18 protein-coding genes and 1 tRNA gene are annotated in these 19,707 nt (G+C 70.8%); 8 read left to right on the forward strand and 11 right to left on the reverse strand.

Features of this window, described 5'->3' with window-relative positions; translation table 11 throughout:
• Positions 1-131 precede the first annotated feature (131 nt).
• Positions 132-836: a hypothetical protein gene (locus NVV95_RS10390; protein ID WP_259486487.1), complete on the forward strand. Its 705-nt coding sequence runs from the start codon at positions 132-134 to the stop codon at positions 834-836.
• A 31-nt stretch (positions 837-867) separates the two neighbouring features.
• On the opposite strand, the gene NVV95_RS10395 is transcribed toward NVV95_RS10390, so the two are convergent.
• The 3 genes from NVV95_RS10395 to NVV95_RS10405 are packed head-to-tail and all read right to left on the reverse strand — an operon-like array spanning position 868 to position 2,918.
• Entirely contained in the window at positions 868-1,764 is an 897-nt protein-coding gene (locus tag NVV95_RS10395; protein ID WP_259486488.1) for a hypothetical protein, read from the reverse strand.
• The gene (locus NVV95_RS10400; RefSeq protein WP_259486489.1) at positions 1,761-2,396 is read right to left on the reverse strand and encodes a SatD family protein; all 636 of its coding nucleotides are present in this window, start codon (positions 2,394-2,396) and stop codon (positions 1,761-1,763) included. The genes NVV95_RS10395 and NVV95_RS10400 overlap by 4 nt, the downstream gene beginning before the upstream one ends.
• Before the next feature lie 48 nt (positions 2,397-2,444).
• Positions 2,445-2,918, reverse strand: coding sequence for a peroxiredoxin (locus tag NVV95_RS10405; RefSeq protein ID WP_259486490.1), 474 nt, complete (start codon positions 2,916-2,918; stop codon positions 2,445-2,447).
• A gap of 211 nt (positions 2,919-3,129) precedes the next feature.
• Between NVV95_RS10405 and aceE the strand changes: the two genes are divergently transcribed.
• The 6 genes from aceE (at position 3,130) to NVV95_RS10435 (ending at position 10,846) form a co-directional block, all read left to right on the forward strand.
• Positions 3,130-5,856 carry a pyruvate dehydrogenase (acetyl-transferring), homodimeric type gene (gene aceE, locus NVV95_RS10410; RefSeq protein WP_259486491.1) on the forward strand — a complete coding sequence of 909 codons (2,727 nt, stop codon included), beginning with the start codon at positions 3,130-3,132 and terminating at the stop codon, positions 5,854-5,856.
• A gap of 44 nt (positions 5,857-5,900) precedes the next feature.
• The gene (locus tag NVV95_RS10415) at positions 5,901-7,130 is read left to right on the forward strand and encodes a PucR family transcriptional regulator (protein WP_259486492.1); all 1,230 of its coding nucleotides are present in this window, start codon (positions 5,901-5,903) and stop codon (positions 7,128-7,130) included.
• Between the two features lie 95 nt (positions 7,131-7,225).
• Positions 7,226-8,146, forward strand: a complete 921-nt coding sequence (locus NVV95_RS10420; protein ID WP_259486493.1) for an ACP S-malonyltransferase — start codon at positions 7,226-7,228, stop codon at positions 8,144-8,146.
• Positions 8,147-8,184: 38 nt separating this feature from the next.
• The gene (locus NVV95_RS10425) at positions 8,185-9,189 is read left to right on the forward strand and encodes a beta-ketoacyl-ACP synthase III (RefSeq protein ID WP_259486494.1); all 1,005 of its coding nucleotides are present in this window, start codon (positions 8,185-8,187) and stop codon (positions 9,187-9,189) included.
• Between the two features lie 57 nt (positions 9,190-9,246).
• Entirely contained in the window at positions 9,247-9,495 is a 249-nt protein-coding gene (locus tag NVV95_RS10430) for an acyl carrier protein (protein WP_173181127.1), read from the forward strand.
• A gap of 112 nt (positions 9,496-9,607) precedes the next feature.
• Positions 9,608-10,846 (forward strand): beta-ketoacyl-[acyl-carrier-protein] synthase family protein, encoded by a 1,239-nt coding sequence (locus NVV95_RS10435; RefSeq protein WP_259486495.1) that lies wholly within the window; start codon positions 9,608-9,610, stop codon positions 10,844-10,846.
• 87 nt (positions 10,847-10,933) lie between these two features.
• Here the strand turns inward: NVV95_RS10435 and NVV95_RS10440 are convergent, their stop codons facing one another.
• On the reverse strand, positions 10,934-11,440 hold the full coding sequence (locus tag NVV95_RS10440) for a DUF3145 domain-containing protein (protein WP_259486496.1): 507 nt from the start codon (positions 11,438-11,440) through the stop codon (positions 10,934-10,936).
• 190 nt (positions 11,441-11,630) lie between these two features.
• Here NVV95_RS10440 and NVV95_RS10445 point away from each other — a divergent pair, with 190 nt between their 5' ends.
• Positions 11,631-12,179 (forward strand): PadR family transcriptional regulator, encoded by a 549-nt coding sequence (locus NVV95_RS10445; protein ID WP_259486497.1) that lies wholly within the window; start codon positions 11,631-11,633, stop codon positions 12,177-12,179.
• On the opposite strand, the gene NVV95_RS10450 is transcribed toward NVV95_RS10445, so the two are convergent.
• From NVV95_RS10450 to NVV95_RS10480, 7 genes are all read right to left on the reverse strand, one after another.
• The gene (locus tag NVV95_RS10450; RefSeq protein WP_259486498.1) at positions 12,126-14,618 is read right to left on the reverse strand and encodes a transglutaminase TgpA family protein; all 2,493 of its coding nucleotides are present in this window, start codon (positions 14,616-14,618) and stop codon (positions 12,126-12,128) included. The two genes, NVV95_RS10445 and NVV95_RS10450, sit on opposite strands and share 54 nt — an antisense overlap.
• Complete coding sequence (locus NVV95_RS10455) at positions 14,615-15,871, reverse strand: DUF58 domain-containing protein (RefSeq protein ID WP_259486499.1); 1,257 nt, start codon at positions 15,869-15,871, stop codon at positions 14,615-14,617. The genes NVV95_RS10450 and NVV95_RS10455 overlap by 4 nt, the downstream gene beginning before the upstream one ends.
• 2 nt (positions 15,872-15,873) lie before the next feature.
• Entirely contained in the window at positions 15,874-16,908 is a 1,035-nt protein-coding gene (locus NVV95_RS10460) for an AAA family ATPase (RefSeq protein ID WP_375163807.1), read from the reverse strand.
• 150 nt (positions 16,909-17,058) lie between these two features.
• Positions 17,059-17,217: a hypothetical protein gene (locus tag NVV95_RS10465; protein WP_259486500.1), complete on the reverse strand. Its 159-nt coding sequence runs from the start codon at positions 17,215-17,217 to the stop codon at positions 17,059-17,061.
• 109 nt (positions 17,218-17,326) lie between these two features.
• A tRNA-Ile gene (locus NVV95_RS10470) sits at positions 17,327-17,400 on the reverse strand.
• A 58-nt stretch (positions 17,401-17,458) separates the two neighbouring features.
• Positions 17,459-18,718: a glycosyltransferase gene (locus NVV95_RS10475; RefSeq protein WP_375163808.1), complete on the reverse strand. Its 1,260-nt coding sequence runs from the start codon at positions 18,716-18,718 to the stop codon at positions 17,459-17,461.
• Positions 18,719-18,788: 70 nt separating this feature from the next.
• Positions 18,789-19,691 (reverse strand): DMT family transporter, encoded by a 903-nt coding sequence (locus tag NVV95_RS10480; protein ID WP_259486501.1) that lies wholly within the window; start codon positions 19,689-19,691, stop codon positions 18,789-18,791.
• Positions 19,692-19,707: the final 16 nt, after the last annotated feature.

A 19,707-nucleotide genomic window follows, 5' to 3' on the forward strand; every position in this document is an offset into this window, starting at 1 on the left:
GAGGCGGGCGCGGTGGCGGGCGGCACGCGCGGAGGCGGGCGCGGTGGCGGCCGGCACGCGCCAGGGGGCGCGGTGGCGGCCGGCACGCGCCAGGGCGGGCACGGAGCCGGGACGCGCCTAGACTGCGGAACGTGAGCGATGACGGAGGCGAGAGCGCTGCGACCGAGCGGGCGCAGGCCGAGCACCGGTGGCCCGCCGCGATCGGGGTGCTGGTCATCCTGAGCTGTTACGCGCTGCTTCCGCCGAACCTGTTCGGCACCGTGCGCTACGGCGTGATCGCGCTCTGCGTGGCTCTGCTGATGGCCGTGATCGTGGTCAACCCGCACCGGCTGGTGCGCGAGACGGCGGTGTCGAAGCGGCTCGGGCTCGCGCTGACCCTGGTGATCGGGTTGACGAACCAGGTGCTGCTGGTGGTGCTGATCAGCATGCTCGTGCAGAACGCCGAGGACGGCCCGACCCTGTTGCTCGGCGCCCTCGAGGTCTGGCTGACCAACGTGATCGGCTTCGCGCTGCTGTTCTGGGAGCTCGACCGCGGCGGGCCCGTGGTGCGCACGCAGCGCCCGCGGAGCGAGCTGCCGCCGGCCGACTTCCGCTTCCCTCAGGACGAGGACCACGACGCGATCGACGAGGTCGCCGCGCACTCGTCGCAGAAGAGCAACTGGCGGCCGGGCTTCGTCGACTACCTCTACTTCTCGCTGTCGAACTCCATGGCGTTCAGCCCCACCGACACGATGCCGCTGACCCACCGCACCAAGCTGCTGATGGGCCTCGAGGCCTTCGCGGGCTTCGTGCTGCTGGCGCTCGTCATCGCCCGTGGGGTCAGCCTGCTCGGCTGAACATCAGCCGAGAGCTTATATCAGCGTGATATCAGCTGTGGGCTGATAACCAGAGCGCTCCGGCCCCGAGCAGCGCGAGTGCCCAGCTGACGAAGCTGCCCACGAGGAAGTACTCGGCCTTCGACCCGCCCGCCTTGTCGTTCGAGATCTCGGGGAAGCGCACGATGCCCTTCGCGGCGAGCAGTCCGGCCACGATCGGCAGCGCGCCCACGAGCGACAGCGCCACGATCAGCAACCGCTCGAGCGGCCCGATCAGCCGCCCACCGCGCAGGTCGGCCACGGTCGGCACCGCACCGCCCGCAGTGCCCTCGCTCGACCGCACGACCACTCGCGTCCGCCACGGGAACGACGTGCGCAGCTCGAGAGTCTGGGCCCCGTTGTCGGCGACCGGCCCCGCAGCAGCCTCAGCCACCCCGTCGAACAGCGCCGGCCTCAGCGCCGACCGCACCACGATGTTCGCGCTCTCGATGAGGAACAGCAGGATGCCCGCCCCGAGCACCACCGTCTCGATGCCGAGGCCGGCCACCACACGCACCGGCGACTGCGCCAGCCCGTCGACGAGGTAGCCCGCGGGCTCGTCGAGCGGGTTCCAGAACACCGACGCGGCGAGCACCACCAGCACCGCGACGGCGGGCAGGATGCGCAGCCGAGGGTGCCGCGAGGGAGCGACGGCCGGGCTCCCGGCCGGTCGGGCGCCGGCGTCGGCCGCGGTCGAGACCACCCAGCCCACGGCCAGCCCGAGTGGCAGAGTCAGCCAGGGCAACGGCACGCCGAGGCCGGTGGCCGCGAGCCCGAGGAGCACGGCCCAGGCCGCCGCGACCAGGACGGCGACGCCGACGCGGGCGCTCCGCCGAGCATCCGGAACCAACCCCGAGCGGGCGATGTCGGCGCTGCCGATCAGGGCGAGCAGCACCGCCGCGAGGATCACAGGGCCGCCCTCAGCGCGGCCGTCGCGGTGAGCACGTTGATGCCGCCCGAGCGCCGGAGCGCCTGGGAGACCGCCCCCTGGGAGATGCCCTCCTTCTCGGCCAGCTCGGCCTGCAGGCGACCGCGCAGGGTGCCGTAGGCGAGACGCCGGGCGCGCGGGTTCATCGAGCTGACCACGTGGTCGCGCGTGAGCAGATAGGCGTTCACGGTCGCCTCCAGACGGCTGTCGACGTCGCCGGCGAACCAGCTGCGAAGGGTCGGGGTGCGCGAGTCCTCGCGCTGGTGCGCCTGGTCGATCGCCGCCCGGGCGTGCCACCAGGCCGAGCCGTCCTGCACCGCACCGCGGGTGCCGCGGCCGACCTCGCGCAACTCGCCCCAGCCGATGCCGAAGCGGCAGTCGAGACCCTCGGGCAGGGCGAGTCGGGCGGCGAGGGTCGCTTCGAGGGCCGACCCGAGCGACGGATAAGCGGCCTGGAACTCGTCGCCGACGGTCGCCTCGAGCGGCGAGATGCCGGGCACGATCTCGTCGACACCCGCGAACGCCCGCTCGAGCGCGCCCTGAGCCGACGCACGGTCGGCGATCTGCTTCGAATCGACGATGTCGACGATCACCGCTGCACGTTCGGAGGCCATGGCATAAGCCTAGCGCTTATATCGGTCGAATATAAGGTGAGGGCTTATTCAGACCCGCGCCGGCAGCAGCTCGTCGAGCGCGGCGCGATAGGCCGCGATCGAGCGGGGCTCCCCGGGCGCGGTGATGAACGAGGCGCGGATGATGCGGTTGGTGTCGATCAGGAAGGTCGCCCGGTTGGCGAAGCCCTTCTCGTCCAGGAACACCCCATAGTCTTTCGCCACGTCGCCGTGCGGCCAGAAGTCGGCGATGAGATCGAACTCGTACCCCTCCTTCTCGGCCCAGGCGCGCAGGGTGGCCTTCGAGTCGACCGAGATGCCGATGAGCTTGACGTCGGCGTCGTCGAACAGGGAGAGGTTGTCCTCCAGCGCGCACAGCTCGCTCGTGCAGACGCCCGAGAAGGCGAGGGGGAAGAACACCAGGGCCACGGGCTTCTTGCCCTGGAACTGGCTGAGCCGGATGCGCTCCCCGTACTGGTTGGGGAGGTCGAAATCGGGAGCGAGGGTGTCGTTCTCCAAAGCCATGATCGGCTGCCTTTCCGCTGCCGGGTGTCTCTCGGCAAACGCGCGTGCAATGTTAGACCTCTTGCGGATGAACTCCAAGCGCCACGGCCTCGCCTAGCGGGCGCAGGAACACCGCTTTAACTCAGTAGGCTTGTCCTCGGCGTTCCGAACCCCATCCTGGCAAGGGCGCCCGACGAGAACAGATCTGTAACCAACAGAAGAGAGGTCGCCGGTGACTGTCAACGACCAGGACCCGTACTCCTCGGGGCATATCGACTCCGATCCCGAAGAGACCGCCGAGTGGAACGAGTCGCTGGACGCGCTCGTCGAGGCGCGCGGCCACGGCCGAGCACGCGACATCATGCTCAGCCTGCTGAAGCGCTCGAAGGAACTGCACCTCGGTGTGCCGATGGTTCCGACGACCGACTACATCAACACCATCGCGCCCGAGAACGAGGCGCCCTTCCCGGGCGACGAGGCCCTCGAGCGCAAGTACCGGGCGTGGATCCGCTGGAACGCCGCCATGACCGTGCACCGGGCGCAGCGGCCCGGCATCGCGGTCGGCGGCCACATCTCGACCTACGCGTCGAGCGCCGCGCTCTACGAGGTGGGCTTCAACCACTTCTTCCGCGGCCAGGACCACCCGGGCGGCGGAGACCAGATCTTCATCCAGGGCCACGCCTCCCCCGGCACCTACGCCCGCGCCTACCTCGAGGGCCGGCTCGACGAGAACCAGCTCGACGGCTTCCGCCAGGAGAAGTCGCACGCCGGCGGTGGCCTGAGCTCCTACCCGCACCCGCGGCTGATGCCCGAGTTCTGGCAGTTCCCGACGGTCTCGATGGGCCTCGGCCCGATCAACGCGATCTACCAGGCCCAGGCCAACAAGTACCTCACCAACCGCGGCATCAAGGATGCGTCCGACCAGCAGGTCTGGGCGTTCCTCGGCGACGGCGAGATGGACGAGGTCGAGAGCCGCGGCCAGCTCCAGGTCGCCGCGAACGACGGCCTCGACAACCTCAACTTCGTGATCAACTGCAACCTGCAGCGTCTCGACGGCCCGGTGCGCGGCAACGGGAAGATCATCCAGGAGCTCGAGAGCTTCTTCCGCGGTGCCGGCTGGAACGTCATCAAGGTGATCTGGGGCCGCGAGTGGGACGACCTGCTCGCCCGCGACACCGACGGCGCCCTGCTGAACCTCATGAACACGGTTCCCGACGGCGACTTCCAGACCTACAAGGCCGAGTCGGGCGCGTACGTGCGCGAGAACTTTTTCGGCCGCGACCCGCGCGCCCTGAAGCTCGTCGAGGGCTACTCCGACGACGAGATCTGGAACCTCAAGCGCGGCGGCCACGACTACCGCAAGGTCTACGCGGCCTTCAAGGCGGCCTCGGAGCACAAGGGCCAGCCCACGGTCATCCTGGCGCACACGATCAAGGGCTACGGCCTCGGGCCGTCGTTCGAGGGCCGCAACGCGACCCACCAGATGAAGAAGATGACCCTCGACAACCTCAAGATGTTCCGCGACGAGATGCACATCCCCATCTCCGACGCGCAGCTCGAGGAGAACCCGTACCTGCCCCCGTACTACAAGCCGGGCGAGGACGACGAGGCCATCCAGTACCTGCACGAGCGCCGGCGCGCGCTCGGCGGCTACCTGCCCGAGCGTCGCACGAAGTACACGCCGGTCAACCTGCCCGACGACTCCAGCTACCAGACCCTGAAGAAGGGCTCGGGCAACCAGGAGATCGCCACGACGATGGCGTTCGTGCGCCTGCTGAAGGACCTGACCCGCTCGAAGGACTTCGGCAACCGCGTGGTGCCGATCATCCCCGACGAGGCCCGCACCTTCGGCATGGACGCGTTCTTCCCGTCGAACAAGATCTACAACCCCAAGGGCCAGACCTACACCTCCGTCGACCGGGAGCTCCTCCTGGCCTACAAGGAGAGCCCCCAGGGTCAGATCATCCACGTCGGCATCAACGAGGCCGGCGCCATGGCGGCGTTCACCGCGATCGGCACGAGCTACTCGACCCAGGGCGAGCCGCTCATCCCGATCTACGTGTTCTACTCGATGTTCGGCTTCCAGCGCACGGGCGACGCCCTGTGGGCGGCGGGCGACCAGATGGCGCGCGGCTTCGTGATCGGCGCCACCGCCGGCCGCACCACCCTCACGGGTGAGGGCCTGCAGCACGCCGACGGCCACTCGCCGCTGCTCGCGTCGACCAACCCCGCGGTGGTGAGCTACGACCCGGCCTACGGCTACGAGCTCAACCACATCGTGCGGGCCGGTCTCGAGCGCATGTACGGCGGGCAGCACGACGACCCGAACGTCATGTACTACCTGACGGTCTACAACGAGCCGCACGTGCAGCCGGCCGAGCCCGAGGGTCTCGACGTCGACGGTGTCGTGCGCGGCATCTACCGCCTCAAGTCGGGCTGGATCGAGGGCCCCAAGGCCCAGATCCTCTCCTCCGGCGTGGCGGTGCCGTGGGCGCTCGAGGCGCAGGAGCTGCTCGCGAACGACTGGGGGGTGTCGGCCGACGTCTGGTCGGTCACGTCCTGGGGCGAGTTGCGCCGCGACGGTCTGCGGGCCGAGTCGCACAACTTCCTTTACCCGAACGACGAGCGCCAGACGGCCTACGTCACCACCAAGCTGCAGGATGCGCAGGGTCCGTTCGTGGCCGTCAGCGACTACATGCACGCGGTGCCCGACCAGATCCGTCAGTTCGTGCCCGGTGAGTACGCCACGCTCGGCGCCGACGACTTCGGCTTCTCCGACACGCGTCCGGCGGCCCGTCGCTTCTTCAAGATCGACGGCCCCTCGGTCGTGGTGCGCGTGCTCGAGCAGCTCGCGGCCCGCGGCGAGGTCGACCAGAACGCTCCGTCGTGGGCGATCGAGAAGTACCGTCTCTACGACGTCACGGCCGGCACCTCCGGCTCGGCGGGTGGCGAGAGCTGACCCGCAGCAGATGATCAGAGGATCGATCGCGGTCGAGGGTGCCGATGCCTAAGACCAAGGAGCAGACACTCGCGTGGCTGCGCACCATCTCGGGCGAGCTCTCGACCGCGACGATCAAGAAGCTCGACGCCACGCTGCCCTGGTACGGCGACATGCCACCGGGGCGGCGTTCGGCCGTCGGGCTCGTGGCCCAGCAGGGCATCAAGTCGTTCATCCAGTGGTACGACGACCCGACGACCACCACCTGGATCGCCGCCGACGTCTTCGGCTCCGCACCGCGTGAGCTCCTCCGCTCGGTGAGCCTGCAGCAGACGCTCCAGCTCATCCGGGTGGTCGTCGAGGTCGTCGAGGAGCGGGTCACCGGCACCGACGCCTCCCTCCGCGAGGCGATCCTGCTCTACTCGCGCGAAATCGCCTTCGCCGCCGCCGACGTCTACGCGCGGGCAGCCGAGGCCCGCGGTCTCTGGGACGCCCGGCTCGAGGCCCTGGTCGTCGACAGCATCCTGAGCGGCGAGTACGACGACGAGCTGCCCTCCCGCATCGCGGCCCTCGGCTGGCACGGGCACGGCGAGGTCAGCGTGCTGGTCGGCACGACGCCGCGCCAGCTCGACGTCGACCAGCTGCGCCGCACGGCCCGGCACCTGAACGCCGACCTCCTGATCGGTGTGCAGGGCGGCCGCCTCGTGCTCGTCATCGGGCGCGCCCAGCCGGCCTCCTCCTCCGAGCAGGTCCCGGATGCGCAGTCCGCCGACTCCGCGAGCGACACCGCCCCGGCCGAACCGGTGCTCTCCTTCCTCGACATCGCCACGCAGCTCGAGCCGGGCTTCGGACCGGGCCACCTCGTGCTCGGGCACGAGGTGCCGAGCGTGGTCGACGCCTCGCGCAGCGCCAAGGCGGCCCTCGCCGGCTTCGCGGTCGCCCGCGCCTGGCGGAACGCCCCTCGCCCGATGCTCGCCGACGACCTGCTGCCCGAGCGGGCTCTCGCCGGCGATCCACTCGCCCGCTCGACCCTGGTCAACCGCGTCTACCGGCCGTTGCAAGACCAGTCACCGGAGCTCATGGCCACCCTGTGGTGCTATCTCGACAACGGCCGGTCGCTCGAGGCGACGGCGCGCGAGCTGTTCGTGCACCCGAACACCGTGCGCTACCGCCTGAAGCGGGTCACCCAGGTGATCGGCTGGGACGCCACCGGCGCCCGGGAGGCCCTCATCCTGCAGTCGGCGCTCATCCTGGGCTCGATGAACGACCACGACTCGCCGGGGCACCGGCGCTGAGCCGCCGGTGTTCTGTATACCTTCGACAATGGATCTCGGAGTGTGTTGGCGCTGGTCGACACGGGCTCCGACCGAACACCTGGAAGACTGAAGCAATGATCGTCGTCGTGTGCCCCGGCCAGGGGTCCCAGACCCCCGGCTTCCTCGAACCGTGGATCTCCGAGTCCTCCTTCCGTGACACGCTCTCCGAGCTCGGCGCCGCCGCGGGCTCCGACCTCGTGACGCACGGCACCCTGAGCGACGCCGACACCATCCGCGACACCGCGGTGGCGCAGCCGCTGATCGTGGCGGCGGGGCTGCTGACGCTGCGCACCCTGTTCGCCGACGGCCGCCGCGAGCGGGTGGGCGGCATCGCCGGCCACTCCGTGGGCGAGATCACGGCAGCGGCGGGGGCGGGCATCCTGAGCGAGACCGACGCGATGCGCTTCGTGGGCGAGCGCGGCCGTGCCATGGCCGACGCGGCCTCCCTCACCACCACCGGCATGAGCGCCGTGGTGGGTGGCGACCAGGCCGCGCTGCTCGAGCTCTTCGACGAGGTCGGCGTCATCCCCGCGAACTACAACGGCGGCGGTCAGATCGTCGTGGCCGGCGAGCCCGAGGCGCTGGCGGTGCTGACGGAGCGGGCGCCGCGCGGGGTGCGGGTCATCCCGCTCCAGGTCGCGGGGGCCTTCCACACCCGCTACATGGCCCCGGCGGTCGAGCGGCTCGCCGCCGTCGCCGCGACACTCGCGCCGGCCGATCCGACGCTGCCGATCTGGACGAACAACGACGGTTCGCTCGTCACGAGCGGCCCGCGCTTCGTCGAGCTGCTCGTCGGCCAGGTCTCCTCGCCGGTGCGCTGGGACCTCTGCATGGAGTCCTTCGCCGCCGCCGGCGTCACGGGACTGATCGAGGTCTCCCCCGCCGGAGCCCTCACCGGACTGGCGAAGCGCGGGCTCAAGGGCGTACCCGCGGTCGCCGTGAAGACCCCCGACGACCTGCCGCAGGCCATCGAGCTCATCGACCAGGCCGCCTGAGCGACCGCACCACCTCCGGAAAGGCAGCGCGAACCCGAATGACCACGCCCACCCTGAAGCAGTCCACCGGACCGCAGTTCACCCGCATCTACGCGATCGGCGCCGCCCGGGGCGATCTCTCGGTGCCGAACGACGACCTCGTCGGCCCGATCGACTCCTCCGACGAGTGGATCCGCCAGCGCACCGGCATCATCGAGCGCAAGCGCGCCTCGCACGACGTGCTCGCCGTCGACCTCGCCCAGAGCGCCTCGCTCGAGGCGATCGAGGGCGCGGGCATCGCCCCCTCGCAGATCGGCGCCATCCTCGTCTCGACCATCTCGAACCCGGTGATCACGCCGTCGCTCGCCACCCAGGTGGCCGAGCGGATCGGCGCGCCGCACGCGGCCGCCTACGACATCAGCGCCGCGTGCGCCGGGTACGCCTACGGCATCGGCCAGGCCGACTCGCTGATCCGGGCAGGGCTCGCCGAGTACGTGCTCGTGATCGGCGCCGAGAAGCTCTCGGAGTTCGTCGACCCGACCGACCGCTCGATCTCCTTCCTCCTCGGCGACGGCGCGGGAGCCGCGATCATCGGCCCGAGCGACTCCGTCGGCATCGGCCCCACCATCTGGGGCTCCGACGCCACGAAGCGGGACGAGATCTACATGACCGGAACCAACATCGGCTTCCGCGACCAGGAGTCGGAGTGGCCGACGCTGCGGCAGAACGGCCAGGCGGTCTTCCGCTGGGCCGTCTGGGAGATGGTCAAGGTCGCGAACCAGGCCATCGAGGCCGCCGGCATCACGGTCGACGACCTGGCCGCGTTCATCCCGCACCAGGCGAACATGCGCATCATCGACGAGTTCGCCAAGCAGCTGAAGCTGCCCGAGACGGTCGCCATCGGCCGTGACATCGCGACCACCGGCAACACCTCGGCCGCCTCGATCCCGCTCGCGACCCACCGGCTGCTCGAGGAGCAGCCCGGGCTCTCGGGCGGGCTGGCGCTGCAGATCGGCTTCGGCGCCGGTCTGGTCTTCGGCGCCCAGGTGGTCGTGCTGCCGTAGTCCGGCGCCCGACTACACTGAGACTCGGTCAAAATCACACCCTCAAGGAGAACAAACATGGCATTGTCCACCGAAGAAGTCCTGGCCGGCCTGGCCGAGCTGATCAACGACGAGACCGGCATCGCCACCGACACCGTCGAGCTGGACAAGTCCTTCACCGACGACCTCGACATCGACTCCATCTCGATGATGACCATCGTCGTGAACGCCGAGGAGAAGTTCGACGTGAAGATCCCCGACGAAGAGGTCAAGAACCTGAAGACCGTCGGCGACGCCGTCAGCTTCATCGTCGCAGCCCAGGGCTGAGACCCCCGCGGCTGGTCGGCAGGATCGTCGGCGTGATGCTCGATCCTGCCGGCCGCACTCCGCGCCTGCATCACCACCCGTCCTGGACTGACCACCCATAGAAAGTTTCACCATGAGCACGAAGAAGATCGTCGTCACCGGAATCGGCACGACCTCGCCCCTCGGCGGAACCGCCCGCGAGTCGTGGCAGAACCTCCTCGCCGGCCAGTCCGGTGCGTCGACCCTCGAGCAGAGCTGGGTGGCCGAGAACCAGCTGCCCGTGACCTTCGCCGCTCAGGCTCGCGTTCCCGCCGCCGACGTGCTGGAGCGCATCGAGACCAAGCGCCTCGACCCGGGCAGCCAGTTCGCGCTCATCGCCGCGCGTGAGGCCTGGGCCGACGCCGGCTCCCCCGAGGTCGTGCCCGAGCGCTTCGGCGTCGACTGGGCCACCGGCATCGGCGGCGTCTGGACGCTGCTCGACGCCTGGGACACCCTGCGCGAGAAGGGCCCGCGTCGCGTGCTCCCGATGACCGTTCCGATGCTCATGCCGAACGGCCCCGCCGCGGCGATCGAGATGTCGCTCGGCGCCCGCGCCGGTGCGCGCACCGTCGTCTCCGCCTGCGCCTCGAGCACCGAGTCGATCGCGAACGCCTACGACCACCTGCAGGCCGGACTCGCCGACATCATCATCGCGGGCGGGTCGGAGGCGGCCATCCACCCGCTGCCGATCGCCTCGTTCGCGTCGATGCAGGCGCTCTCGAAGCGCAACGACGACCCCGCGACGGCCTCGCGCCCCTACGACCTCACCCGCGACGGCTTCGTGCTGGGCGAGGGCGGCGCCGCCCTCGTGCTCGAGACCGAGGAGCACGCGCTCGCCCGCGGCGCCCGCATCTACGCCGAGCTGCTCGGCGGTGCGGTCACGAGCGACGCGTATCACATCACCGCTCCCGACCCCGAGGGCTCGGCGGCGGCCCGCGCCATGATCGCGGCGATCTCGAACGCCGGCTACTCGCTCGACGACGTCGCGCACATCAACGCGCACGCCACCTCGACGCCGGTCGGCGACATCGCGGAGTACAAGGCGATGGAGCACGTGTTCGGTGAGCGTCTGGCGGGCATCCCGGTGTCGGCCACGAAGGCGTCGACGGGTCACCTGCTCGGTGGCGCCGGCGGCATCGAGGCCATCTTCACGGTGCTGGCGCTGCACGAGCGCACCGCGCCGCCGACGATCAACCTCACCGAGGCCGACCCGGCCATCCCGCTCGACGTGGTGCGCGAGCCCCGCGCCCTGCCCGCGGGCGACCTCGTGGCGATCAGCAACTCCTTCGGCTTCGGCGGCCACAACGCCGTCATCGCCTTCAAGACGGCCTGACGCCCACCAGGCCTCATCGAGTTGCCTCTATCCGCCCTGAAACTGCCATTTTAGGGCGGATCGGGGCAACTCGATCCGCCGCGGGGGTCAGCCGAAGGAGCGGTGGAGCCAGACCACGGGCGACATGTCGCTGGCGTAGCGGAAGGGCTCGAGCTCGTCGTCCCACGCCTGGCCCAGGGCGAGACGCAGCTCGCGGTGCAGCTCGAGCGCATTGGTGCCCGCCGACTCCATGGCGCTGCGGATGCGGTCTTCGGGGATGACGGTGTTGCCCGCGCTGTCGACCTGCGCGTAGAAGACGCCGAGGTCGGGCGTGTGCATCCACCGGCCGCCGTCGGTGCCCTCGCTGGGCTCCTCGGTGACCTCGTAGCGCAGGTGCTCCCAGCCGCGCAGGGCGGAGGCGATGGCGGCACCCGTTCCGGGCTCACCCTCCCAGTAGAAGTCGGCACGTTGGGTTCCGCGCAGCACGGGCTGCTCGATCCAGTCGAAGTTCACCGCACGACCGACAGCGCGACCTGCGGCCCACTCGATGTGGGGGCAGAGCGCGCGGGGAGCGGAGTGGACGTAGACCACTCCGCGAGCACCGTTCGCCGCCATTTTCTTCTCCGTTCGTGAGGGACGTCTTCCCCAACGGCCTGTGAACGGAGTTCTGGCGGTGCTGTTCGTTTGTGCTCTCATTGTGCCAGTGCCGATCCCCGAATAACAACCGTGTCATCCGCGGTTCGTGAACCTCCCAGCCTAGACTCGGCATTGTCTACGCAGTGAACAATTCCGCGGGAGGAGCGTCATGTCGATCAGGTCGGGCATCCTCGCCGTGCTGACGGCGACCGACGCCTATGGCCTGCAGCTGCACGGCGAGCTCGAGGAGCGCACCGAACGGGTGGGCCGAGTGAACGTCGGGCAGATCTACTCCACGCTCGACCGTCTCGTCGGCGCGGGGCTCGTGCGGGCATCCGGAGCCACCGACGACGGACTGCCGCTCTACGGCCTCACCGACGACGGCACCGCCGCCGCCGAGACCTGGCTGGCCGACGCTGCGATCGACGGCGCCGACCCCTGGGGTGACACCACCTTCAAGGTGCTGCTCAGCACCAGCCTCGGGCACCCCGGCGCCCGTGCGCTCGTCGAGGGCTACCGCGTGGCCTGGCAACGGGAGGCAGCCGGGGCCACTGCGCCCCAGTCCCCCGGCGACCTCGCCCGCCGCCGCCTCGCCGAGGCCGCGCTCGCCTGGCTCGACGACCTCGAGCGGCTGCCCGGCGGCCTCGAGGCGCTGCAGGCACCGCTACGGAACGAGCGCCCCCGTCGAGGCCGCCGCCCGGCGACGTCGCCACAGTGACACGGGCAGATAGCGGGCGAGCGCGCGATCGCGGGGCTGCGCCTGGGCGTCGAGCCCGCTGATCACGGCCACGAGGTCACGGGCGATCCGAGCGCGCGTCTCGTCTCCGGCCGTGCCGGGAGGCGCGTACTGCTCGTACTCGGCGGCGAGCCGCAGGCGCACGAGGGCATCGACGGGCACCATGTTCTCGGCGGTCAGCCGCTGCTCGACATCGGCCAGCGTGTCGCCGTGCGAGCGCTGAAGGCGGTGGTCGTCGAGGGTGTCCTCGAGCTCGAGCCAGGCGAGCGTGCCCGGCTGCGGGTCGGTGGCCAGTCGACGGATGCGCCCCCGCCGTACGAGGCGACGGGCAGCGTAAGGCGCCAGCACGATCAGCCCCACGGCCACGAGCACTCCGGCGAAGATCGACCAGCCCCGCACCTGCGCCAGCACCTGCTGCTCGGCCGACTGGGTGGCCCCGACGTCGCCGCGCTCGGGCCCCGCGGAGTTCGTGGCCGTCGAGGTGGAGCTCGGCGCCGGAGCGGCGGAGTCGGTGGTGGACTGCTGGGCGTAGTCGGGCAGGCTGTAGTCGGGAGGCGTGATGTCCAGGCCGGGCGTCGGCTCGAACGGCAGCCAGCCGATGCCCTCGAAGTACAGCTCGGGCCAGGCGTGCAGCTGGTCGGTGTAGACCTCGTAGACGGGGCGGCCGTCGGCGGTGCTGTCGGCCGTCTGACCGGGCGCGTAGCCCACGGCGACGCGCGACGGGATGCCGAGTGTGCGCGCCATGACGGCCATGGCGGCCGAGAAGTGCACGCAGTAGCCCTCCTTCTTCTCGAGGAAGGCGGCGATCATCTCGGCGTTGCTGCCGTCGTAGCCGTTCGAGGCCGGAGCGGCGAGCGAGTAGCGGAACTGCCCCGAGCGGAAGAACTCCTGCAGCGCGACCGCTCGATCGTAGTTCGTGGCGGCTCCCGCCGTGACGGTCGACGCCTCCTGCGCGATCACCGGGGGCAGGTCGGCCGGCAGCTGGAGGTAGCCGGCGAGGTCGTCGGGCACGGTGGCGCCGGCGGCGGCGAGCTGCTCGGCGGTGGGCGCGACCGCGAGGCTCGTCGCCTCGTAGTTGATGCCGCGGGTGTCGCCCTGCAGGTCGGTGATGGTGAAGGTGTTCGGCGTGATCAGCCAGTTGCCGCTCAGCGAATCGACCCGCTGGCTCGGGTAGGGCAGGGGCAGCCAGTCGCTGCGGAGGCCGGCGATCGAGACGGTGGTGGTCACGTCGGTGACCGGCACGTCGGCCGCGAGCCCGGGCGGGGTGCCGAACTGCTGGCCCTGGTACTCCACGCCGTCGTAGGGCGCCTCGGGCTCCCAGGTGCCACCCGAGAAGTCGCTGAGGTTCACCATCTTGAGGTAGAGCCCCTCCTCGGCCGAGGTGGAGTAGGTGAGCGAGAGCACCGGGTCGCTGCGCCGCAGGTCGCGGCCGAGCTGGATCGTGGGGTCGACTCCGGTGGCGTAGGTCGAGGCGAACGGAGTGCCGTCGCCCTGCTCGGTGAGGTCGGCGGCGGTGAGTCCGGGCGTGACGGTGGGCAGCACGACCATCGCCGCGACGGCCGCGACGGCGAGCCCCAGGGCGAGCAGGGGGTTCCGCCCTCCGGCGGCGGGCCGGATGCTCGGGGTCGGCCCACCGCGAGACCCCGACACGCTGTGGGGGCCCGCCCCGACGGCGCCAGCCCCTATGCGGCCGGACCCGCTGCGGCCGTCCCCGATGCGCGCCCCCGTCCACAGCACCAGCAGGAACGCGAGGCCCGTGAGCAGGTAGACGAGCACCTGCGGCTCGTCACGCCGCACGAGCGGTGCGATCGTCAGCACCGCGAGCGGCCCGGTTCCGCTCAGCGCCGGCACGCGGAGCCCCGCGGCCAGCTCGTCGCTGACGAGGGCGATCAGGCCGATCGACATCACCAGCAGCTGCGTGAGCTCGGGTACGGCGACGGCGGGCACCTCCTGCACCGCGATCGACTCGCGCGCGGCGGCGAGGTCGGCCGAGAGGTCGGCGACGGTGTCGAGCGTCGGCAGCACGAACCAGGTCGTGCCGGGGGCGTAGAGCACCACGACGATCGCCACCCAGAGCAGCACCGCCGCCCCGACCACCACGACCTCGGGCACCCCCCGGGCCCGCAGCAGCGCCGAGACGCCGAGCAGCACCCCGACCATCGCCATGGTGGCGAACCACCAGCCGATGCCCTGCAGGAGCGGCGACAGGCTGAACAGGGCGAAGCCCATGGTCAGGCCGACGGCGAGGGTCGTCTTCCACGTTCCCCGGCGCTCCCGTCGACGGGCGGCGGATGCTCGCCCGCGCTCACTCGTCGGCCGCCCGCCGCGACCGCCGTCGACCGCCTCGTCGGGGCGCGCCCGATCGCGCGGCGTCCCGCCGGAGGGCACCGGCGCGGCCGGAGGGCGCAGCAGCGTGCTCATGCGAGCCCCCGCGCCTCACCGAGCGACCGCCACAGCACCGGCAGGCTCTCGTCGGGCGAGCAGTCGACCACGGTCCAGCCCGCCGAGCGCAGCTCGGCGGAGGGCCCGACGGCGGCCCGAGCATCCGTCTCGCCCACCACGAACACGACCGCGTGCGACGACATGCCCGCGAGACCCCGGATGCGGTCGGCCGCCCCCCGAGCGTTCGACACGATGGCGAACACCGGCGGGGCGTCGGGAGACGTCAGCGCGGCCTCGTCGACCGCGGCTCGGAAGTCGCTCGCGTGGTGCACCGCATCGGGGCCGGTGCGGGCGAGCTCGCGCACCGCCCGGGAGGCGCCGAACGGCGCGACGAGCACCTCGGCCCCGTCACCCCCGCCGTGACCGACGAGCCGCACGCCGAAGCCCTCGTTCATCAGATGCACCGCGATCGAGGCCATGGTGCTGACCGCCCATTCGAAGTCGTCTCCCGGAAGGAACGAGTGGGCGTCGAGCAGGATCACCGCGTCCTGGTCGTTGCGCTGGTCGTCCTGCCGGACCATGAGCTCGCCGTGCTTCGCCGTGGCCGGCCAGTGCACGCGCCGCATGGAGTCGCCCGGCAGGTACTTGCGGGCGATGACGTCCTGCTCCCCCGCCCCCACGAGGCGGCGCGAGACCTGCTCGGCGCCGTCTCCGGTCGACAGCCTGAGGTCGACGCGGGCGAGCTCGTAGACCGTCGGGGTGATCAGCACGGTGTCGGTGCCGCCGAAGCCGAGCCGTCTCGTGGCGCAGCCGAAGGGGTCGGTGAGGGTGAGCTCGAGCGGGCCGATCGGATGCTCGCCCCGCCGGCTGGTGTCGAGCGGGTAGTCGAGGCGCTGCACGGGCGGCTCGTCGAGGGTCGAGGAGGAGTAGCGCTCGAGCGGCGGGAACAGCGCGGGGGGCGCGGACTCGAGCGGCGGCGAGGTGCGCTCGCGCCACGCGGCCGCCGGGGTGCGGAGGCCGCCCCAGTTCTGCAGGAACATCGACACGGTGACGGCCTGCCCGACGGTGCCCGTCTCGGGTGTGAAGCGTCGGCGAACGGTGATGGCGATTCGCCGCAGCGCCACCCAGGCGAACGAGAAGAGGGGCACCGCGAGCAGGAAGCAGGCGAGGTAGGCGAGCTCCTGGCGCCGGAGCAGCTGCGTGAGCACCAGGGTCGCGACGCCGGCCGCGACGAAGCCCCAGCCGCGCACGGTGAGGCGCGGCAGGGAGCGGGTGGGCCGGGGACTCGGCACGATCAGGCGGAGGGGCGGGCGCGGTTCAGCGGCACGGGGGTGGCCGCGACGATGCCGCGGAGGGCGGCGGCGATGGCCTCGGTGCCGCCGCCGCGGGTGTCGCTCGCCGCGCGCCGGGTGGCCACGATGCGGTGCGCGAGGATGGGCACGACGAGCTCGTTGACGTCGTCGGGCACCACGAACTCCCGGCCGCGCAGGGCGGCGAGCACCTTCGCGGCGCGCACCAGGTGCAGGGTGCCGCGGGGGCTCGCGCCGAGCCGGAACTCGGGATGGATTCGGGTGGCCTGCACGATCGACACGACGTACGACTCGACCGCCCGGCTGACGTAGATGGCGCGGGCCGTGTCGATGAGCTCGGCCAGCCGCCGCTTGTCGACGACCGCCCGCAGGCTCTGCATCGGGCTGCCCGACTCGCGGTGGTGCAGCATCGACAGCTCGGCGGAGGCGTCGGGGTAGCCCATGGAGATGCGGGCCATGAAGCGGTCGCGCTGCGCCTCGGGCAGGGCGTAGGTGCCCTCCATCTCGATCGGGTTCTGCGTAGCGACCACGATGAACGGGGGTTCGAGCGGATGCGTGGTGCCGTCGACCGAGACCTGCTGCTCCTCCATGCACTCCAGCAGGGAGGACTGGGTCTTGGGCGAGGCGCGGTTGATCTCGTCGGCGATGACGATGTTCGCGAACACGGCGCCGGGTTTGAACTCGAAGGCGTGGTCGACCTGGTTGTAGATCGAGACGCCGGTGACGTCGGACGGCAGGAGGTCGGGGGTGAACTGGATGCGGCTGACCGTGCATCCGACACTCGTGGCGAGGGCCTTCGCCAGGGTGGTCTTGCCGACGCCCGGCACGTCTTCGACGAGCAGGTGACCCTCGGCGATGAGCACGATGAGCGCCAGGGTGGCGGCCTCGGTCTTGCCGTCGATGACCCGTTCGAGGTTGTCGAGGATCGCCCCCGTGTGGCGCCCGAATTCGTCGAGGCTGAGCGGGGCCCCCGCAGCCGCCGGGCCGGCGGAGGTGGAGGTGAGGGCTTCGGATGTCACGGGCGGAGATCTCCTCGATCGACGATGATGCAGGGTCGGGCCGGGGTGGGTGCCCGCCTGCCATTCACGATAAGCGCCACGGCCGACAATTTCACCCCTTACTCAGGGGCTGCATAGACGGCTCACACCCACGGACCGCGGGCCGACCGATCAGAGGAAGCGCTGCACGGCCAGGTAGACGAGCGCACTGGTGAGCAGAAGCGCCCCGATCACCACCACCGGGGCGAAGGCCCGATGGCCCGACAGCCGCTGCCACGGAGTCGACAGCTCCGGCCGCCGGAAGTCCTTCTGGATGTCGCGTTCTGCCATGCGCCCCTCCGCTTGACCGGTGACGGACCCGTCCCGTCACGCGGTGTTCGGAGCGGGCCGCCCCCCGGATTGGTCACAAGGGACACGAAAGTCGCAAAACCGCACGTCGTAGGGCGGACGGGACTTGAACCCGTGACCGACGGATTATGAGTCCGCTGCTCTGACCAGCTGAGCTACCGCCCCGGGACCGCGGCCGGAGAGCTGCGGAACCGAGACGATCCTACCCCGGCGCCCTCGCCGCTCAGGCCGGGGGCGTGCTCGAGACGGGGTGCGCCTGCTCGGGCACGGGCTCGCCCCGGTAGATGTGCTCGAAGGTCGTCAGCGTGCGCTGGATGTCGTGCGCCGCCACGATGCTGAGCGACTCGTTCTTGAACCGGTCGAGCTCCCCCTGCGGCAGGGTGAGCACTCGCTCGAGGCGGTCGGCGAGCTCCTGGGCGTCGCCCGGGGCGAAGAGGTAGCCGTTCTCCCCGTCGTGCACGAGGTGCGGCAGCGCCATGGCGTTCGCGGCGACCACGGGCAGACCGCTCGCCATCGCCTCCATGGTGGCGATGCTCTGCAGCTCGGCGATGGATGGCATCGCGAACACGGTGGCCCGCGTGTAGAGGCGCTGCTTCTCCTCCTCGGTGACGTAGCCGGTGAAGGTGACCCGGTCGCCGATGCCGAGCTGCTGGGCCATAGCCTGCAGGTTCTTCAGCTGGTCGCCGCCGCCGACTATGTCGAGCTTCGTCTCGAGCGAGTCGGGCAGCAGCTGGATGGCCTTGAGCAGCACGTCGAGGTGCTTCTCACCGGTGACGCGGCCGACGAAGATGACGCGGTTCTCGGTGCGCGGGCCGAAGGCCGGCGTGAAGAGCGAGGCGTCGACACCGCAGGAGATCGCGTAGACGTCGCGGAGCCCGGTCTCCTTCTCGAAGTAGTCGGCGGCACGGCGGGTGGGCGCCGTGACGGCGTCGGCGCGCGCGAACGAGCGCCGCGCGGCGGCCCACGCCAGGCCGATCGCCCAGTTCTGCAGGACCTTCGGGATGCCCGTGAAGGCCAGCATGTTCTCGGGCATGAAGTGGTTGGTGCCGACGATGCGGATGCCCCGCTTCTCGGCCTCGGTGGACAGGCCGCGCCCGACCACGATGTGCGACTGGAAGTGCACGACGTCGGGCTTCACCTCGTCGATGATGCGCGCACTGTTCTGGCGGATGCGCCAGGGCAGGGCGAAGCGCAGCCAGTCGTGCGGGTACCAGCGCCAGCTGTAGAGCCGGTGCGCCGTGATGACGTTGCCGTCGTAGACCTCTTTCCACGTGCCGTGCTTGCGGCCGGCGGAGGGGGCGACGACGTGCACGTCGTGTCCGCGCGAGGCGAGGCCCGAAGCGAGGTGCTCGGAGAAGCGGGCTGAGCCGTTGACGTCGGGCGAGAAGGTGTCGGCGCCGATCAGGATGCGCAGCGGCCGGTCCGTCGTTCCGGGTGCCGGCCGGGCATCCGGTGCGGTGTTCGGATCACGGGAGTCAGTCAAACCGTCGTCTTCCTTGGGATGGGGGCGGACCGCACGGCGGCGGTGACCGCGTATAGAGGAGAAAACTACCCTAGTGCTGTGCCTGGGGGTGGTAGCGCGCCAGCCCGAACACGCCGACGACCGCGACGATCCCGAAGGCGACGAAGGCGAACAGCGCCCAGAGCGGCGCCTGCGACGCCTCGCCCAGCACGAGGATGCCGATGCCGACCGCGACGAGCGGGTCGATCACGGTGAGGCCGGCGATGACCAGGTCGGGTGGCCCGGAGGAGTAGGCGTTCTGCACGAAGTAGCCGCCGAGCGCGGCGGCGGCCAGCAGGCCGATCAGCGCGAGCACCGTCAGCCACTCGAAGTCGGCCTGGAAGATGCGGCTGATGACGACCTTCGCGAGCGTGGCGACGAAGCCGTAGAGCACGCCCGCACCGACGATGTAGGCGATGGCCTTGAACCGGCGTCGCAGGAACGCGAAGCCCACGGCGAACAGCGCGAGCACGACGGCCAGCACGATCAGGATGATGATCAGCTCCCGCGTGCCGACCGGCTTGTCGACCGCGGTGAAGGCGGCGACGAGCACGAACAGGCCGACGCCGCCGACGCAGAGCATGATCGAGATGACCGAGCTGCGATTGAGCTTCACCTTGCTCACGCGGGAGTTCAGCACGGCCGTGATCACGAGGGCGACCGCGCCGAGCGGCTGCACCACGATGATCGGTGAGAAGCCGAGGCTCGTGAGCTGGAAGACGATCGCGAGACCGAGCATCAGGGTGCCGAGCACCCAGGAGGGCCGGCCGAGCAGCGCCATCATCTGGCGGGTGTTCAGGCCCTTGTTCGCCTGATTCGTGTTCGCCTCGACCTTCGCGACACCGCGGTGCTGGAACTGCGCCCCGAGGCTGAGGAAGACCGCTCCGACGAGGGCGATCGGGATGCCGATGAACTGCTTCGGGTCGAGAGCGATCGGCTCGGTCAGCGAAAGCATGTCGAGAGGCACCCGT

The sequence above is a fragment of the Herbiconiux gentiana genome (assembly GCF_024978135.1).
Lineage (GTDB): Bacteria > Actinomycetota > Actinomycetes > Actinomycetales > Microbacteriaceae > Herbiconiux > Herbiconiux gentiana.

Excerpts from the sequence above, each read along its gene's own strand:
- NVV95_RS10400 (WP_259486489.1), bottom strand. The coding sequence starts at position 2,396 with ATGGCCTCCGAACGTGCAGCGGTGATCGTCGACATCGTCGATTCGAAG.
- NVV95_RS10405 (WP_259486490.1), bottom strand. The coding sequence starts at position 2,918 with ATGGCTTTGGAGAACGACACCCTCGCTCCCGATTTCGACCTCCCCAAC.
- NVV95_RS10415 (WP_259486492.1), top strand. The coding sequence starts at position 5,901 with ATGCCTAAGACCAAGGAGCAGACACTCGCGTGGCTGCGCACCATCTCG.
- NVV95_RS10420 (WP_259486493.1), top strand. The coding sequence starts at position 7,226 with ATGATCGTCGTCGTGTGCCCCGGCCAGGGGTCCCAGACCCCCGGCTTC.
- NVV95_RS10425 (WP_259486494.1), top strand. The coding sequence starts at position 8,185 with ATGACCACGCCCACCCTGAAGCAGTCCACCGGACCGCAGTTCACCCGC.
- NVV95_RS10430 (WP_173181127.1), top strand. The coding sequence starts at position 9,247 with ATGGCATTGTCCACCGAAGAAGTCCTGGCCGGCCTGGCCGAGCTGATC.
- NVV95_RS10435 (WP_259486495.1), top strand. The coding sequence starts at position 9,608 with ATGAGCACGAAGAAGATCGTCGTCACCGGAATCGGCACGACCTCGCCC.
- NVV95_RS10440 (WP_259486496.1), bottom strand. The coding sequence starts at position 11,440 with ATGGCGGCGAACGGTGCTCGCGGAGTGGTCTACGTCCACTCCGCTCCC.
- NVV95_RS10445 (WP_259486497.1), top strand. The coding sequence starts at position 11,631 with ATGTCGATCAGGTCGGGCATCCTCGCCGTGCTGACGGCGACCGACGCC.
- NVV95_RS10450 (WP_259486498.1), bottom strand. The coding sequence starts at position 14,618 with ATGAGCACGCTGCTGCGCCCTCCGGCCGCGCCGGTGCCCTCCGGCGGG.
- NVV95_RS10465 (WP_259486500.1), bottom strand. The coding sequence starts at position 17,217 with ATGGCAGAACGCGACATCCAGAAGGACTTCCGGCGGCCGGAGCTGTCG.
- NVV95_RS10480 (WP_259486501.1), bottom strand. The coding sequence starts at position 19,691 with ATGCTTTCGCTGACCGAGCCGATCGCTCTCGACCCGAAGCAGTTCATC.